Source organism: Sphingobium sp. LMA1-1-1.1 (assembly GCF_040676365.1).
In the GTDB taxonomy this organism is placed as follows: Bacteria; Pseudomonadota; Alphaproteobacteria; order Sphingomonadales; family Sphingomonadaceae; genus Sphingobium.
In genome coordinates, this window is the sequence record NZ_JBEGHS010000005.1 from 11,838 (window position 1) to 28,817 (window position 16,980).

12 protein-coding genes and 1 tRNA gene are annotated in these 16,980 nt (G+C 62.4%); 2 read left to right on the plus strand and 11 right to left on the minus strand.

The features are described from left to right. Nucleotides 1-258 precede the first annotated feature (258 nt). Nucleotides 259-1,806, minus strand: coding sequence for an RNA-binding protein (locus tag MRBLMA1_RS06800; RefSeq protein ID WP_363735768.1), 1,548 nt, complete (start codon nt 1,804-1,806; stop codon nt 259-261). Nucleotides 1,807-1,822: 16 nt separating this feature from the next. Beyond that, nucleotides 1,823-1,900, minus strand: a tRNA-Pro gene (locus tag MRBLMA1_RS06805). A 246-nt stretch (nt 1,901-2,146) separates the two neighbouring features. Between MRBLMA1_RS06805 and rtcR the strand changes: the two genes are divergently transcribed. Continuing rightward, nucleotides 2,147-3,748, plus strand: coding sequence for an RNA repair transcriptional activator RtcR (gene rtcR, locus MRBLMA1_RS06810; protein ID WP_363735769.1), 1,602 nt, complete (start codon nt 2,147-2,149; stop codon nt 3,746-3,748). Nucleotides 3,749-3,898: 150 nt separating this feature from the next. On the opposite strand, the gene MRBLMA1_RS06815 is transcribed toward rtcR, so the two are convergent. From MRBLMA1_RS06815 to MRBLMA1_RS06830, 4 genes are all read right to left on the minus strand, one after another. After that, a complete protein-coding gene (locus MRBLMA1_RS06815; protein ID WP_363735770.1) occupies nt 3,899-7,564 on the minus strand; it encodes an autotransporter domain-containing protein in 3,666 nt (1,221 codons plus the stop codon). Between the two features lie 1,024 nt (nt 7,565-8,588). Further along, entirely contained in the window at nt 8,589-9,413 is an 825-nt protein-coding gene (locus MRBLMA1_RS06820) for a hypothetical protein (protein ID WP_363735771.1), read from the minus strand. A gap of 110 nt (nt 9,414-9,523) precedes the next feature. Next, complete coding sequence (locus tag MRBLMA1_RS06825) at nt 9,524-9,781, minus strand: hypothetical protein (RefSeq protein WP_363735772.1); 258 nt, start codon at nt 9,779-9,781, stop codon at nt 9,524-9,526. Further along, nucleotides 9,778-10,611, minus strand: coding sequence for a hypothetical protein (locus MRBLMA1_RS06830; protein WP_363735773.1), 834 nt, complete (start codon nt 10,609-10,611; stop codon nt 9,778-9,780). The genes MRBLMA1_RS06825 and MRBLMA1_RS06830 overlap by 4 nt, the downstream gene beginning before the upstream one ends. A gap of 737 nt (nt 10,612-11,348) precedes the next feature. On the opposite strand from MRBLMA1_RS06830, the gene MRBLMA1_RS06835 reads away from it, so the two are divergent. Beyond that, a complete protein-coding gene (locus MRBLMA1_RS06835; RefSeq protein ID WP_363735774.1) occupies nt 11,349-12,032 on the plus strand; it encodes a CDP-alcohol phosphatidyltransferase family protein in 684 nt (227 codons plus the stop codon). A gap of 180 nt (nt 12,033-12,212) precedes the next feature. Here MRBLMA1_RS06835 and MRBLMA1_RS06840 read toward each other — a convergent pair whose 3' ends face one another. From MRBLMA1_RS06840 to MRBLMA1_RS06860, 5 genes are read right to left on the minus strand one after another with little or no spacing between them, the layout of a single operon-like run. Beyond that, nucleotides 12,213-12,485 (minus strand): hypothetical protein, encoded by a 273-nt coding sequence (locus MRBLMA1_RS06840; RefSeq protein ID WP_363735775.1) that lies wholly within the window; start codon nt 12,483-12,485, stop codon nt 12,213-12,215. Further along, nucleotides 12,485-13,657: an acetyl-CoA C-acyltransferase gene (locus tag MRBLMA1_RS06845; RefSeq protein ID WP_363735776.1), complete on the minus strand. Its 1,173-nt coding sequence runs from the start codon at nt 13,655-13,657 to the stop codon at nt 12,485-12,487. The genes MRBLMA1_RS06840 and MRBLMA1_RS06845 overlap by 1 nt, the downstream gene beginning before the upstream one ends. A gap of 25 nt (nt 13,658-13,682) precedes the next feature. Beyond that, entirely contained in the window at nt 13,683-14,135 is a 453-nt protein-coding gene (locus MRBLMA1_RS06850) for a MaoC family dehydratase (RefSeq protein WP_363735777.1), read from the minus strand. Further along, a complete protein-coding gene (locus MRBLMA1_RS06855) occupies nt 14,132-15,871 on the minus strand; it encodes an acyl-CoA dehydrogenase (RefSeq protein ID WP_363735778.1) in 1,740 nt (579 codons plus the stop codon). The genes MRBLMA1_RS06850 and MRBLMA1_RS06855 overlap by 4 nt, the downstream gene beginning before the upstream one ends. Beyond that, on the minus strand, nt 15,868-16,980 hold the full coding sequence (locus tag MRBLMA1_RS06860; protein WP_363735779.1) for an acyl-CoA dehydrogenase family protein: 1,113 nt from the start codon (nt 16,978-16,980) through the stop codon (nt 15,868-15,870). Before MRBLMA1_RS06860 ends, MRBLMA1_RS06855 begins: the two co-directional genes overlap by 4 nt.

Consider the following 16,980-nt stretch of genomic DNA (forward strand, 5'->3'; position numbering starts at 1 on the left):
ACCGATTGGGCGGTCCGGCGGGACTTGAACCCGCGACAACCACATTACCAATGTAGTCCTTCTCGGCATTCGCCGTGATAATTCAAAGCGGGTCGTGACGACGAGGTTCGGCAAGACGCGGCCCTTAAGCTACGTATCGGCGGCGGGGTTCGAACCCGCATCTCCCTTCGGCACAACTGCCTTCCGGGTGCTTTACTCGTCGGGCCTCGTGGTTTGGAGACATGTAGTCCTGCCAGCATTCGCCACGACCCTGTTCGTTCAGACCTCGACTTGTTCGACGATGCTCACCCAGTCGCGCGTTTCGCCGGAGACAAAGCGCGCAATCGTGTCGAACACCGCGTCGGAGAAGCCCCCGACATTCAGGATTTCCGGTCGCCCGGTTGCCTGCGTGGTGCCGTAGGGCGAGATGTCGATGCAGACGAGCTTGGCCTGCGGATTACGCTTCACCAGTTTCGTCCACTCCTGCATCGTCGCCGTCGAGCCGTTCCGCGTCGCATCGACCCAGGACTCATTGTCCGAGACGATGACGACCAGATCGACCGCCGCCTTCTCCTTGTTGAGGAGAGCGAGCGGCGCCGAGACGTTCGTTCCGCCACCACCGACCGCCGCCAGCTTCGCGGCATTCGCCGCGACCCGGTCGGAGGCCTTCAGCGTCACTGGCACGACCGCCTGCTCGAACGGGATGACCCGCGCTTCACGGTTGGAGCGCAGCATCGCCGCCGCGACCAGGGCGGCGACATCGATGCAGCGCACCTTGGACGACGCACCCTTGCGGTAGCCCGTCACCGGCGATTGCATCGACCCCGACACGTCGGGGCAGACGACCACGCGACCCGGCACCGTTGGCACGCCTCGGAGCGACAGCTCCAGCGCCTCCTCCAGCGCCGCCTGCACCTTGAGCGGCACGCCGTCACCGACCTGGCCCAGCGCCATCATCAGCTGATAGGGCATGGGCCGCACGGCGCGGAGCGCGTCGCGGTCGGTGAGCCGGGCCACTACCTGATCGGTGAGCCCCTCCACACCGAACGCACCATTGCGCGCCAGCGTGTTGAGATTCATCCGCAGCGCCTGCCAGCCCATGCGGCCGGCAAGCGCCGCCCACTGTTCCGCGCTCAGCGGATAAGCGGTCAGCCACTCGAACGGCACCTGCGGCAGCGGCAGCGTGCGATCCTGCTTCCAGGCTTCGAACGCGGCGATCTCGGCGGGTAGAGCGGCAACGTCATAGGGACGGCCGATCAGCCAGCCATAGAAAGCCTTGCGCTCCGCATCCGCGGGGCGCGGGTGGACCATCTTGACGATGTCCGCCAGGCTCGGCGCACTGCCGGTCGCAGCCTGCATCAGGTCGCGGATCGACGCCTGCTCCAGCCACCGCTGGACCAGCCGCTTCGGCCGCGTGCCGAGCGACGTCCGCCCGACCTGCCCCGAGCGCATGATCTGCACGAAGCTGCGCAACATGCGGCCGTTGTTCACGACCTTGCCAAAGACCCGGACCGCGAGGTCAGGATCCGCAACCGTCAGATAGGCCGCCAGCAAGGCCGGCATGTCCTTCATCGCACTGGACGTGCGGGCATAGATCGCGGCCTGCGCCACGAAAGTCGGATCGACCGCGCGGGCCGCATCCAGCACATCGGCAAGCTGCGTCTCCGCCGCACCGTAGAAATTGTCGGCCAGTGTACCGGTCGTTGCCAACTGGGCGAGCTTCGCCTTCGGCCCATAGGCGTAGGCCGGCGCGCCCTCCCGGTTCAGCGCGTCGGTGCGCGGCAACAGCTTCGCCACGGCGCTCGCAAAAAGTCCCTTGTTGGCCATCGTCCAACTCCTCATCTGGTCAGGGCGGCAGGATTTGAACCTGCGGCCTCCTGCTCCCAAGGCAGGCGCTCTGCGCAGACTGAGCTACGCCCTGTGAATTTCCGATCCTTGGGGCGGCCAGCCCATTCCGACCGCCCCAGTTCCGCCTGCCGACCGAGTAATCCGCCTCTGCCGACACAAATCCAGATTGCAGGAGGTGTGCCAATCCGCAGATTGAGACGAAGGAAAATGACATACCATTGATATATAGTAATTTATTTTCCGGCCTGGCGATACGCCTCGCTTGACGGCGATCAAATTTCATATCGCAAAGGATATATTTTTATCCTATAGTATAAGAATGAAACCTCTCACCGTCATCGGATTCCTGGGCTCGACGCTCGATGCAAGCAAATTCGGGCCTTCACGCTGGAACAAGTGGCGACCGACGGTCGCGCTCACGATGCACGAAGATTTGCGGGTCGATCGGTTGGTGCTGCTCCACGGCACCGCTCACCGGCGCCTTGCCGAATATGTTGCGGAGGATGTCGCCTCGGTCTCACCGGAGACCCAGGTTGACATGCGCGTGCTCGACTTCCGCGATCCGTGGGATTTTGAGGAAGTCTATGGAAAGCTGCTCGACTTCGCACGCGCGGAGCCGTTCGACCCGGACGAGCAGGACTATCTCCTCCACATCACCACTGGCACCCATGTCGCACAGATCTGCCTCTTCCTGCTGACCGAGGCCCGCTATTTGCCGGGGCGCCTGCTCCAGACCCAACCGGCCAAGCGCGCCGAGGATGGCGGAGCGCCCGGCCGCTGGAGCATCATCGACCTCGACCTGTCGCGCTATGACAGCATCGCCACCCGTTTTGCCGTTGCGAGCGCGGAGAGTACCTCATTCCTCAAATCCGGCATCGATACGCGCAACGCCGCCTTCAACTGCATGATCGACGAGATCGAGCAGGTCGCGCTGCGGTCCCGCGCGCCCGTACTGCTCATGGGGCCGACGGGCGCGGGCAAGAGCCAGCTTGCGCGGCGGATCTATGAGCTGAAGAAGGCCAAGCACCAGATCGCCGGCTCGTTCGTGGAAGTGAACTGCGCGACGCTGAAGGGCGATAGCGCGATGTCGGCACTGTTTGGCCACCGCAAGGGTGCCTTCACCGGCGCAGTCGCCGACCGGCCGGGCCTGCTTCGCTCTGCCGACAAGGGCATGTTGTTCCTCGACGAGATCGGCGAACTGGGCCTCGACGAGCAGGCGATGATCCTGCGCGCCATCGAGGACAAGCGCTTCCTCCCCGTCGGTGCGGACAAGGAGGTCGCGTCGGACTTCCAGCTGATCGCCGGCACCAACCGTGATCTGGGCGAAGCAGTGGCATCGGGTGCCTTCCGCGACGATCTGTACGCACGTCTCAACCTGTGGACTTTTCGCCTGCCCGGCCTCTCTGAGCGGCGCGAGGATATCGAGCCCAATCTCGACTATGAATTGGATCGGTTCGCCGAGCGCGAAGGCGATCAGGCCAGTTTCAACAAGGAAGCACGCCAGCGCTATCTGGCCTTCGCGACGTCCGGAGAGGCAAGCTGGCCGGGCAATTTCCGTGACCTTGCCGCTAGCGTGACGCGAATGGCGACGCTCAGCCCGAAAGGACGAATTGATGTGAACTGCGTCGACAAAGAAATCGAGCGGCTGCGGCGGCTATGGTCAGGTCAGGCTGATAACGCCGTAGACATTCTGCCCGAGATATTGAGCGACGAGCAGATTGTCGAACTCGACCTGTTCGATCGCGTCCAACTCGCCGAGACAATCCGGGTATGTCGCGCTAGCCGTTCGCTTTCGGAAGCAGGGCGAACCCTCTTCAGCGCCTCGCGCGCGCGCCGCAGCAGCTCGAATGATGCGGATCGCTTGCGAAAATATCTGGCACGGTTCGACTTAGAATGGTCGGTGGTGAACGACTTAAGATGACGACCCTTATAGGACGCTCAAGAGCGAATTTTCTGCTCCGAGGTCCGGTCGGTCCGCTTTCACATTTTTTAGAGCCTAGAATTGGCCGATTTCCGAACGACCGTCAGCGGCAAGCGATTCGGGAAAGCTGCCTTCTATTCTCCTGCAAGATCAAAATTGCCAGTTCAGGCCGGCCTGAAGCTGATGATTTTGCCCACTACGGGCAATCGCGCCCTGATAACCGAGGTTGATCTGCAACTGGTCGCGGATCGCACCATGCAACCGCAATTCGCTGACCAGACTGTCGCGTGCAATCGGCAGGCCGCTGACCGCAAAACGCTGGCCGTCAAGGGCAGCCTGAACCACAGGTAGTTGATCTCCGAAAACATGCTGCCAGCCCGCCGATGCGCGCACCGCGAGCCGAGCGCTTCCTACAGCCAAATCGAGGTCGCCGCGCGTGCCCGCGGTCGCGTAGCTGGTGCGCAGGGAATCCGCTTCCAGTTGCAACGCCGCCGCCGCGCCGCTTTCCTGCCCGCGACCGACATCCAGCCGCACATGTGCGATGCTGACGAAGGGCTCGATTGATCCTGCCGCAGTCTCGATGCGATAAGCGGTCTCCCCAAACATCTGCGCGGTCGTCGCGCGATACTGCGTGACGACACCATCTGCAAAACCGGAAAAGCGCACGGAACGCTGGACCGCCACATTCTGCCAGGCGAAGGCCAACCCGCCGCGCAGCGCCACCCGGCCCAGCGTCCCGCCGCCGTAGAGTCCGGCGTGATAACTGTCCACATCCGCCTGCCCCTCTCCCCTCATGCGATCGCGGTTGTGACCGCCGATCATGCCAAGGCGAAAGCTGCTGCCGGGTGCCTGAGCCTCAATGCCCATCAGACCGCCCGACGAACTTTGGTCGAATCGCGCGGCATTGCCGTCGCTGCGCCAATGGCTCCAGGCGTCCAGCGCCTGTCCCCAATAGGTGAGCCCCGGACGGTCCGAAACCGTCCCGCGCAATCGGTCTAGCGCCGCATCGCGTGACAGGCTGCTGTTCTCGATCAACGCTGCACGCAGGGAGGCATGAAATTCACCGGACAGTTGATCGAAGGCTTTGCGCGCCGTCTCGGCGTCGCTCATCAACACGGCATCCTGTACTTTGTTGCCCGCCGCCATCCTCTCCAGCGCCGCGCCGGTCGCCTGCTGGTTCAAGGATGTGGCGACATCGCTGAACCGGACATCATTGCGATCCAGCCTCAGCCTCACACTGTCATGGCCGTAGCGGAGCCGAGGCGTCAGGAAGGCATAGGTGGACGTGACCGCGTCGAACCGGCCCTGCACTCCGCCCTCTGCGAGAAGAATGACATAGGTAGAACTGGGCCGGTAAATGCCGCTGGCGCCGATATGGGCAACTGTGCCGCCCAGCGTCGCAACGCCGCTCACAATGATCGCATCCGCCGACGTGCCGTAGGGATCGACCTCCACCTCATAGCGGCTTCCCGGCGCGAAGGTCAGATTTCCCTCGACGTGAAGAGTTGCGATCCCTGGGCCGGGCGCGATCTTGCCGCCTGGAGCGACCCGGACGGACCCCAATGTCCCACGGCCGGCCAGCAGTGTGTTCGCTTCCACCGCTATCTGACCGCCCAGCTTTCCGTCGACGATCAGGCGTCCGAACTGAAGCTGGGTGCTGCCGGTGAAGCCGGAGGAATCGCCGCTGAGGGTCAACGCGCCGTCGCCCGCCTTGATCAACCGCCCGCTGCCGCCGATCCGGCCGGAATAGCGGCTGGCGCTGGTCTCCGCGAACTGGAGTTCCGCGCCCGGCCGCAAGTCGGCATTGCCGGTAAAGCGGCTCGCGGCGGCCGCCAGCCGTCCCTCTTCCAATCGCCAGTCGAGCGTGCTGGGGCCAGTGAGCGTCAGCACGCCGCTACCCCTTTTCACCATCGTCCCGGCGTTTCCATCGAGCGCCCCGATCGCGCCGGAGAAACTGCCATTATCCCGCTGATCGAACACCAGCGTCGCCGCATTGCGGACATTGCCGCGAAGCGCGCGGATGTTGCCGATCAGCGTGCCCGCCTCGACTTCGGTATCGCCCGTGTAGCTGTTGGCGCCGGACAGGATGAGCGTGCCCGCATCGCGCTTGACCACGGTCGTGGTTCCGGACAGGGGCGCGGCGATTTCGGCGCTCAGGCTGGAATCCCACACGCTGCCCGCGCCAACGCGGATGACCGTGCGATTCCCTCCCGCCAATGTCAGGGTGCCTCCCGACAGGACATAGCCGCCGGTCGCGAACTGCAATCCGCCGGTTTTTACCGCCCCGGCGCTATTGTCGATCAGGACCTGCCCGCTATCGCCGGTGAAGATCGCAAAGCCATTGGCCTTTCCAGCTTCGTTGACGATTCCGTCCTGCCCAGTCCAACTGAGCGCTCCGTTGCGCCAGACGCCGGGGCCGCCGTCCACCCGGCCGTTTCCATAGCGGGTCGGGTCGCCGCCGTCCCAGAATTGCAAGGGCCGCGCCGCCGTGCCGGAAAGAAGATTCACCTGTCCCATCGTCGCGGTCTGGATCGAAAGACCGTGGGCAGCTTGACCGGGCGGCAGTACACCGATCTCCAGCCCTCCATCGGTGAGCTTGCCGCCATAGCTGATGAGCCGATAAAGCCCTTCACCCAATGGCGCCCCGTTGGAAACATGCAGCGTGCCGTCCAGCGTCACATCGCCCGCCACATCGAACAACGCCGGATCTTGCGTCGTCCCGAAAGTGGCCTGCGTGATCGAACCGGCGCCAAGTACAAGACTTCCCATATGAAGCGTCGCGCCGGCCCTGCCCGTCAGGCGCCCGCCAGTAGAAATCTCCACGGCGCCGACCTGCCCATCGCCGCTCAACATGCCATTCGCGCCGACATGGAGCGTACCGCCCAGTGCGCCATCGACCCGCAGCGCGCTGTCGGCAACCTCCGTCCGGCCGGAGAATGTGGACTGGCCGGTCAGGACGAGCATGTCAGCTCCCTTGATGTCGAAACGGCCATTACCCGAAAGAGCGTAGGGATAGACGGTTTCCGTCTCCGCCCCCTCGCCCGCGTCGAAGGTCAGCTGTCCCGCCGCACCTATCTCGACATTGCCGCCAAAGCCGGCCGCGCGAGCCACGAGAGCGCCTTCTTCCAAGCGCCAATCCAGATTATTTCTGCTTCCAAGGGTAAGCGTGCCCTCACCCCGTTTGATCATGAAGCCCCAGAAGCTGAACAGGCCGCTCACGCCCCCAGCAAAGATTCCGTCCATATTCTGATCGAAGATGACGGTGCCGCCATTTTCCAGATTGCCGCGGATCGAATCCGTGTTGCCGACCAGCGTGCCGCCATCGACGCGCGTATTGCCTTGATAGCTGTTTGCGCCGGTCAGGATGACCGTGCCGAAATCATTGAAGAACACGCCTCCGTTGCCGCTCAGTTCGGCGTCGATCCGCGTGGTCGCCCCCGCCGTTGAACGAACCGAGGTGTAGGCGCCGCCATCGAGTTTCAGTTGCTCGCCGACGAGGCGATAGCCGTCCGTCAGAAAATGCATGCCAGTGACAGCCGGTGCGCCGCTCCTGTCGTCGATCGTTACCGTGCCGGCCTGCCCCTGAAAAACGGTAAAGGCGGGCACAGGCCGCATCGGACCATTCACCGCGCCGCTGCTGTCGGTCCAGCTCGGGTCGGTGGCGCTCCAGACGCCCGAACCCCCGTCGATGACGCCATTCTCACGCTCTGCCGGATCGCTGCCATCCCAAAAGCGCAGCGCCGGTTGCGCTTCCGCACTATCAGGCAGCACCATCAATCCACTCACGACCAGCGCCGCGATACTGTCGCTCGCCAATCGTCCTACTTTTGATACCGATTGCGCAATCGCTTCGCGCCGCCCTCCACCCCGCATCGGCGTAACCCCTTTATCAAGCAGGCCTTTTTATAGCCTCCTTAAGAGCTGCAGCGACGCAATCGCTTTGCGCCATTGCGTTGTCAATTTGCGGGGAAAGCTGGGTGATCGCCGAACTTGCGCGAAGGCTGTTATCCCGCCTCATCGTGGAGCGGAGAGGCGAAGAATTTGAAGGAGTTGGGACATGATGCAATCGATCTTCTGAGCGCCGGCTTCATAGATGGAATGCTCTTTGGTCGATCCCAGAATGAGGGTTGGCGGCAGGCGACCTCGGCAAAGCTGCCGCTCCCAACGCCGAGAAACCTGCCGCACCGCAGACGACCCATGTCAGCCGTTCAGCGCCCAAATTTTGATTGCCAGGTGCGGCAGGTCCGCTTTTCGATCATGGGTGCCCGGGATGGCCGTCAGCGGAATGTCTGGTCTGAATCGCGAGCGCTAGGAAAGGAGACATCGTTTGCTCACCTAGAGCGCTGTCCGCGAAGGCAAAGGCGACTTCGAACCCTGTCGGGTGCACAATTTCCTTGAAAGTCAATATCTTGTTCTCGTCAGCATATTTCTTCGCGGAGGTCCGCGCCTACTTGGATTCGGTTTCGCGCGGGACATTTTGCGCCATTTCGGGGGCTTTGCGAACCATAACCGAGCAGGGACGCTTGTGCCGAGCCCCGAACCCGCCTTAAGCTTCGCATGCCAGTCAATTCAGGGGTGCTATGAACTACCGTTGGGAGAGTTGCCAATATACCGGCAGATGCTACCGTATATCTGTGTCCCTATAATGCACTGAGGCCATTACGCCGTCACCGAACGACTGCTAACGCCTCGTCCAATAGGCAGGCGCCATGATTGCCTTCATATATGGCGCGCGCCGCGCATTCGAGGGGGCTCAAGCTGACTTCTCCGCAAATATCCGCCCGGCATTAAACGGCACGGCAGCGACCCGCGCACTCGAGTGATGAAGAAGCAGATGTCTTCAGAATAACCTCACGCCCAGTTGAAGCCCAGCGCCCAGATCCGGTGCGCCCTGCGATAGTCCGGCGCTGCCGTATAATCCGAGTGATAGCCGGTTCGTCAGACCCGCGTTGATTCCGGTCGAGATTTGCTCCTGATCGGGCGCGAGCCGGCTGAGGTTCTGAGCATAATCGTAGGAAATATGTCCCCGCAAACCAGCAGCAATCTGCCCGGCGACGCCGGCCCGAGCCGAGATAGCATTACGCAGGTCAAAACCCTGCGGGTCGCCGGCAATGGTATAGGAGAGATCAGCAAAGGGTGTGATGCGGCCGAAGCTTTTCGCCAACTCGGCTCCCATCATATAATCTGGCTTGCCCGTTCCCAACTTCTTGCGCTGCAACGCCGTCGGCACTTTCACCTGCCCCATCACCGTCAGTCCGATGCCGGAAAGCGGCACGAGATAGGATGCGCCCAGTCGCAAATCCCCCAGCCCCTCGCGGCGCACGCGGGTCGCCGGCTGGCTTGGATCAACGATGATAGGAAGCCCAAACAGTCCCCCGCCGCCGCCCACGACATTCCCCGGGGCGTCAATGATTAGATAAGGCAGCGTCACGGTGAATTGGAACCGGCCTGTTGCGATGCGCAAACTCGTGGGAATGGACGTGGTTTCAACCTTTTGCGCTGTACCAAAGGTCCCGTCCTGATATTCGATTCCCGTCGAAAGCTCGGCGCCCGCGCCCATGGGTGTCCGCCGGGTTATGGTGGATTGCTCTCCGATTTGGTCCGCCGCCTCTGCGGTCGAGACGATCGCCAGAGTTGCGATTGCGGCCGATATGACATGACGCACGACTTGTTCCCCACGCTTGATGCTTCCGGCGGGAAACGGTCGGCGCGGGCAGTTTAATCCATGGCGCCTCTTCTAAAGATCGAAGATTTCCGTTCGAAGCGAACGAAAGCTCAGGCGAGGTGGCTCGCAACCCATTTCATCTTGAAGAGCAGATGTCCCGCCGCGCCATTGTCGCCGGCCAGGTTGCGATTATAGCGAAGCGCCATTCTCGGCGGCTTCCAGTGCAGTGCATCCATGACGCTGGCGATGTCCTCGCCGGCCGCGAACAGGTTGTTGGAGATCCCGACCCGGTGAACGGACAAAGAGACCGCGCCCGGTGCCCCATAGCCATTTTGATTGACGGACTGACTTTGCTGCAACTGCATCATTTTCTGACGCCTTTCAGCATGCGCGCCGCGGCGTTGGCGGAGGGCGCAAGCTTGCGACCATAGCGGAGCGCGGTCGCAGTGGAGGTCCAGCGCAGCGCCTGCGCAATCGGTCCCGCATCCTCACCGCTGGCGAACAGATCCTGGGTCAGGCCGACCCGCAGCGAATGGGTGCTGAGCGCGTCGATCGCCTCGGCCAGAGCCTCCTGGAGCTCGATCCGGTCGAGTTCCACGGCCGCCAGCTCCGAGACGCGCAGACCCGCATCATAGCCCAGCGACAGCAGCGCCGCATCGCGCAGCCCCACGACATCACCGCCGCAGGCTTCGAGCAGGACCGACAGCGTGAATCCCTTGACCGCCTCGCGGCCGATGCCCTCGCCGAAGCGCAACGGGCCGGCCTGGCGCTGCCGCACCCCGACCCGCCGCCGATGCCCGCGCAGCGCGTCGCGCACCACCGCCCCGCCCACGGGGCTGGCAACCCCGAGCAGCTGGTGCGCCACCGCCAGCGAGGACAGGCGCCGCGACACGGTCGCGGGTTTGAGCCGCCGCGCCTCGCAATAGTCGACATAGGCCACGAGCCGCGCTTCGCTGGCGGGTAGACCGATCCCGCCCTGTTTCGCCGAGAAGCGCGCATAGCAGTCGCAATCGACCGCGAGCGCCTTGATGCTGGCGGGGGCTCGCGCCTCGAGGCCCTTGCGGAAGGCTAGCGCGTCGAGAGCGGCACCCTCCCCTGTCAATAACTGGAGCAAGGCAACGAGCTGGGCCTCGCGATCCTGCGCGGAACCGGCGGGGCGCCGCGGCAGTTTGGCCTCGCCCGGCGCGAATACCGTCACGATCTCCCCGGAAACCGCAGCTTTGGTCGCATCCCGCCGGGCAGCATACCCGTTGCGAACCGGACGGTCGCCAATGGAACGACCCTTGCACGAATCTAGACCGCTTACGGCTGGCGGGGGTGGGTAGCGGACTGGCAGGTTTCCGCGAATGTCATCGAAAAAGCTGCCTGTCATCCTCATCAATGGGCATTGGTGATCGCTTGCGTATCCGTCGTGACAGCCATGGCAACATCACACTGGAGAAATTGGAGACCAGCTTCGCGAGGAATATATCAGCCGCGACTCCCGTATTTCATGCCAACTTCGAAGATTTCTGAATTACCTCCAGACTTCTCCGTTGATTCGGATAACTGAAATCGCGCTATCCATGTTTTGTCATCACCATTCCACGCGTAATTTTTTATCGTCGGACAACGGATAATGGCGCTCCATCTATCCTCGCCCTTATAGATATAATCTCTGTAGCAGATTTCGAGTTCAGATTGGACGTTCATTGCACTTGGCCGACTTGGTGAACAGCTGCTAAATGCGATGACGACGGGCAGAATATGCAATGGGCGGATGGCCAAAAAGGAGCTCCTGATTTCTGCCTGAACTACGGATTATAGTGTCGAGTAACAGGCCCGCCGGCAAGCCAATCTGCCGACCGCTTCTGGTCGTCAGAAATGCCTTGGAAGCAATTGGAGGCAATACCATTCCCACATTGCCTATCGAGACTGACGGCTTCATAAGGGACTATGACAATTCCTTTACAGAATTCAGCCGCCCTTTTCCGTATTCAAGAAAATTGGCTTGCCGCGAAAGAGCGGAAATTACTGAACTGGCTGTGCGCTCAAATGCCGCCGTACGTCACGCCTGATCGCCTGACGGCCTTGGGCATGTTCGGCGCATGCATGATTTTTCTAGGCTACGTGGGGAGCAATCTACATTCATCCTGGCTGTTGCTCGCCATCGCCGGTTATGTCGTCCAATGGTTTGGGGATTCGATGGATGGGAGCATCGCTCGCTTTCGCCGCATCGAACGTCCGTCCTATGGCTATTTCATCGATCATAGCTGCGATGGGCTTGCGACACTGTTCATCCTTACCGGTATTGGCCTTAGTCCGTTCGTCACCATGGACGTCGCGATGGTGGCGCTTGCTGGATATCTGCTACTCTCGATCCACGCCTACCTTTCCGCGCGCGTGTTGGGAGAGTTCAAGCTGTCTTATCTCGCAGCGGGCCCGACCGAATTGCGATTGATCCTCATCGCGCTGACGTTGATGATGATGGCTCTGGGTTCTGGTCCAGGATATTTCGGACGTCTGTCAGGCTTCGACCTGTTTGTTGGGACAGTCGGATTTATCCTCATTCTCCTTTTCGTCATTCAGACTTTGGCCACCGGCCGGCGACTGGCGCGATCCGAGCGTGGGGCAGAATGAAAAGCGGTGCCTTGGGGGCGATGGCGAGGATAGCTGTTTGATAACGCAGGCGACACGTGCCCGACTCGACGAATGGCGTTGTTTGGCACTGTCTCAGGCTGCCGAGGCCGTCGCCGCCCGCCCGGCCAAGGCCAGCTTCTCGGTCGGTTTCCTGACCGGACAAGAAGTGGAGTGCCTCCCTCATGTCACGCAAATCCTGCGCGACCAGCTAAAGGAGATCGATTTCCGCGTCTCGAGCGACTTTTCGCCCGCCGTTGCCAAGGCGCTGCAGCGTGGCGAGATCGACCTTGGCTTCTCCCGCGTCGAGCCCCAGCCCGATGTGACCTGTGCAGTCATCGCATCCGAGCCGATCGTGGCCACGCGCAGTTCGCCCGCACCGGGCTCGGGCGTGGGCAGTTCGCTAAGCTGCAGCGTCTCGGGGCCGCCCGCCCGGAGGGAAAGCAGCGCCTTCATCACAGCACCTCGAACAGGCCGGCCGCGCCCATGCCTCCGCCGATGCACATCGTCACGACGACATGGCGCGCGCCGCGCTTCTTGCCCTCGATCAGCGCATGGCCAACCATGCGCGCGCCCGACATGCCATAAGGATGACCGATCGATATCGCGCCGCCGTTGACGTTGAGCCGTTCGTCAGGGATGCCGAGGCGGTCCTGGCAATAGAGCACCTGCACCGCGAAGGCTTCGTTGAGCTCCCACAGGCCGATATCGTCTACCGCAAGCCCGAAGCGTTCGAGCAGGCGAGGTACGGCGAAGACAGGGCCGATGCCCATTTCGTCGGGCTCGGTACCCGCCACTGCCATGCCGACATAGCGGCCCAGAGGCGCAAGACCTCGCTTTGCAGCCAGGGCGCCATCCATCACGACGCAAGCCGAAGCACCGTCGGAGAGTTGCGACGCGTTGCCGGCGGTGATCACGCCACCTGCGACCACAGGCTTCAGCGCCGCCAGCCCGTCGGCCGAACTATCGGGCCGGTTGCTCTCGTCTTTGGTCAGCGTCACCTCTTTCGCGGAGGTTTCGCCGGTCGCCTTGTCGGTGACGGACATTGTCGCGGTGACGGGGATGATTTCCTCGTCGAAGGCGCCGGTGGCCTGCGCCTGGGCAGTAAGTTGCTGGGAACGCAGGGCATAGACGTCTTGCCGTTCCCGCGAGATGCCGTAGCGCCCGGCGACCACTTCGGCGGTCTGCAGCATCGGCATGTAGATGTCCGGCACCATCTTGAGCAATTCGAAATCCGGGCTGACGCGCAGTTCGGGTGTCTGAACCATCGAGACGGACTCGACACCGCCGGCGACGACCACATCCATACGGTCGACGATCACCTGTTTGGCAGCGGTGGCGATCGCCATGAGACCGGACGAGCATTGCCGGTCCATCGTCATGCCCGCCACCGTGACCGGGAGACCGGCGCGTAGCGCGGCGGTACGGCCGATCGTTTGCTGCACGCCCTGTGGAAGTGCCGCGCCAAGGATCACATCGTCGATTTCGGCTGGATCGACACCCGATCGCTCGACCGCCCCGCGGATAGCGTGCGCGGCCAGCGTGGGGGAAGGGGTGGCGTTGAATGCGCCTCTATAGGCCCGGCCGATCGGGGTGCGGGCGGTGGAAACGATAACGGCGTCGCGCATAGGAAACTCCTGTCAGAAGAGGGCGTCAGATCATGAAGCGGATGTGCCAAAGCGCGACCAGAGCAGGCTTGTCCGCCCCTTCGATCTCGACGGTCATCTTCAGCGTCTGCTGAAAAGATCCGGGCGTCTTTTCCACGACTGAAACAAGTGTCGAGGCGGCTCTGATACGGCTGCCCGAACGTACGGGATGGATGAAGCGCACCTGGTCCAACCCATAGTTCACCTCGATGCTGGCGGCGGGCGCGGCCGGGCGCGATATCGAGTTCTGGAGGTGGGGCAACAGCGACAAGGTGAGGAAGCCGTGCGCAATGGTGCCGCCGAAGGGCGTGGTGGCCGCGCGGACGGGATCGACATGGATGAACTGATGATCGCAGGTGGCGTCGGCGAAGCGGTCGATCATCGCCTGATCCACCACGATCCAATCCGAATGACGCACGATGCCGATCTCGGCCCGCAAAGCCTCTGGCAGCGCAGTCACGCGAACGCGTCCTCCGGCATGGCGCGGGCAAGATCGCCATGTCGTTCGACAACTGACAACCAGGCGAGGGCCTGCGGCAGTTCAGTGTCAAAGAAGAAGCGGCAGGCGTAATTGAGCCCCGCCCGAAGCGTGTCATTGGCGAACGATACGCCCTTGAGCGCCATATCGAGCCAGAGCCAGCCGAGGATGCCATGCCCAAAGGCACGCAGGAACAGGGTCGCGTCATCCAGCGCTTCGGGCATGACGCGCAGCCGCAGGCCATCGACAACCTCCTCAACCTTGTCCCAATAGGCCAGCAAGGCAGAGCCCAGCGAAGACCATTCCGCTGCCTTGTGCGCCTGATCGGCGGTTGCGGCGATCCGATGCCGCAGGAGGGCGAGCGATCGGCCGTCGGACGTCAATATTTTGCGACGGAGCAGGTCGATGGCCTGAATGCCGGTCGTGCCTTCGTGGATCGGATTGAGCCGGTTGTCGCGCCAAAGCTGTTCCACCTCGAAATCGCGCGTATAACCATAGCCGCCATGAACTTGGATCGCGAGATCATTGGCGATCAGGCCGAATTCGGACGGCCAGCTTTTGGCCACCGGCGTGAGCAGAGATAGCAGGCTTTCCGCCTCTTCCCCGCCGGTATCGATCAGCCGTGCGCAATAAAGGCACAGGGCGAACGCTCCCTCGGCATAAATTTTTTGTTGCAGCAGCATGCGCCGTACATCGGGATGGTCGATGATGGGGATGGCGGCGCCGCCCTGCATTCCGGCCACGCGACCTTGCACGCGTTCCCGCGCATAGCGCAGGGCGTGGCGATAGCCGCGATAGGCCAACGCTGCAGCCCCCATGCCAACCGAGATCCGGGCCTCGTTCATCATCATGAACATCTGGGCCAGCCCTTCTCCCTCCGCGCCGACACGCCAGCCTATGGCGCCATCGGCTTCGCCGAAATTGAGCAGGCAATTCGAAGTGCCGCGATTGCCCATCTTGTGGTTGAGACCGGCGACGCTGACGTCGTTGACCGTATCGTCCGGGAGTATCCGAGGCACAATGAAAAGCGAAATGCCCTTCGATCCCTCCGGTAGACTGCCGTCGGGACGCGCCACCTTGGCCAGCACGAGATGCACGATATTCTCGCTCACATCCTGGTCGCCGCCTGAAATCCACATTTTATTGCCGGTCAGCCGATAGCGGAAGCCGAGTTCATCCTCTCCCTCGCAAACGGCGCGAGTCCTGATGTCGCCCAGGCTGGAACCGGCCTGCGGTTCGGACAGACACATGGTTCCGAACCAGCGGCCCTTGATCTGAGGATATGCGAACCGCTCGACCTGAAGCGATGTGCCGAACGTCGAAATCAGGCGGGCATTGGCTGCTGTCAGCATTGCGTAGCCGATCGTCGAGATATTGGCGGCTGCGAAGATGCTGTGCAGGGCGAGCGAGGCGGTGTAGGGCAAACCTAGGCCGCCCAATTTTTCGGGGAAGCTCACGCCCGAAAGGCCGAGCTCGGCATAGGCGCGCAGGGCGACATGGATCGCAGGGCACAGGCGTACCCTGCCATCTTCCAGCCGGGGTTCCTCGATATCGGCCTGCCGGTAATGCGGCATGAAGACATCAACGGCGAGTTGCCGGGCGGCATCCATGATCGCGGACAGCACATCCCGATCCGTCAGGGCACCCGCATCCAGCCAGTCGAACAATTGGAATTCGAGCATCTCTCGCGAAGGCAGAAAGTCGTCCGGACTCTTCATGCGGCGCTGCCCAGTGCGATGAATCGTTCCAGATGATGATCTTCATCGCCCAATTGGTGATCGATCATGACAAGCCGCTTCGCATAATGGGACAGCGGCAGTTCCCAGGTCATCCCGATGCCGCCGTGCATCTGGATCGCTTCTTCGGCGGCCAGCGCGCCAACCCAGCCGATCGTGTATTTGGCGGCAGAAACGGCGCGTTCCCGTGTTGTACGTGGCCCTTCGAGCGCGGCTGCGGCATTAATGGCAGCGGATCGCGCCTGTTCTATGTCCAGGGCGACGGTTGCCATGCGATGCTGGAGCGCCTGAAATTTGCCGATCGGCATGCCGAATTGCCTGCGCGTCCGAAGATAGTCGAGCGTCGCGGCCTTGAGCATGTCCATGGCCCCCACCGCTTCCCAACTGAGGGCAACGATGCCGGCGGCAATGGCATCTTCGATCAGGGCATGGCCATTTTCCGAAACCCGCTTGGCCGGCGTGTCCGTTAGCATCAGATCCCCACCACGGCTTCCATCGATCAGCGGATAGCCATGGACCCTGAGACCCGACGCACCCTTATCGACGAGAAACAGGCCCACGCCCGCTTCGTTGCCCGCTGCGCCGGAAAAGCGCGCACCAACAAGGATGTGGTCGGCCTCCTCGACCTGCGGGACGACCGCCTTGCCGCCGTTGAGCAGCCATCCATCGCCTGCCTGATGCGCCTGCGTTGCGATCCGGGTCAGGTCATCACCGCTATGTGCCTCGCCCTGGGCAAAGGCGAGAAGCTTTGTTCCCGCAATCACTTCGGCCAGCAGGTCCGCCTGTGTGCCAGATCGGGCAAGCGCGCGGCCGGCCATCAGCGTACCGAGGAAAGGCTCGACGACCAGAGCCCTGCCAAGCTGTTCGAAAATCACGGCGATGTCGAAGCCCTTGCCGCCGAAACCGCCTGTTTCCTCGGAAAAGAGCGCGCCGATGATGCCGAGTTCGGCCATCGCCGTCCAATGTTCGGCGGACCATCCGCGCTCCGACGCGCTGATCGCGTGGCGCTGGTCTACAGGATATTTCTGCTGCAGGTAGCGGCCGAGCATGTCGGCCAGCATCTGCCGGTCCTCATCATGATGAAAATCCAT

What these genes read in the sequence shown, in the direction of transcription:
- MRBLMA1_RS06845 (WP_363735776.1), bottom strand. Translation starts at nt 13,657, where the DNA reads ATGCGCGACGCCGTTATCGTTTCCACCGCCCGCACCCCGATCGGCCGG.
- MRBLMA1_RS06825 (WP_363735772.1), bottom strand. Translation starts at nt 9,781, where the DNA reads ATGATGCAGTTGCAGCAAAGTCAGTCCGTCAATCAAAATGGCTATGGG.
- MRBLMA1_RS06840 (WP_363735775.1), bottom strand. Translation starts at nt 12,485, where the DNA reads ATGAAGGCGCTGCTTTCCCTCCGGGCGGGCGGCCCCGAGACGCTGCAG.
- MRBLMA1_RS06800 (WP_363735768.1), bottom strand. Translation starts at nt 1,806, where the DNA reads ATGGCCAACAAGGGACTTTTTGCGAGCGCCGTGGCGAAGCTGTTGCCG.
- MRBLMA1_RS06855 (WP_363735778.1), bottom strand. Translation starts at nt 15,871, where the DNA reads ATGAAGAGTCCGGACGACTTTCTGCCTTCGCGAGAGATGCTCGAATTC.
- rtcR (WP_363735769.1), top strand. Translation starts at nt 2,147, where the DNA reads ATGAAACCTCTCACCGTCATCGGATTCCTGGGCTCGACGCTCGATGCA.
- MRBLMA1_RS06835 (WP_363735774.1), top strand. Translation starts at nt 11,349, where the DNA reads ATGACAATTCCTTTACAGAATTCAGCCGCCCTTTTCCGTATTCAAGAA.
- MRBLMA1_RS06860 (WP_363735779.1), bottom strand. Translation starts at nt 16,980, where the DNA reads ATGGATTTTCATCATGATGAGGACCGGCAGATGCTGGCCGACATGCTC.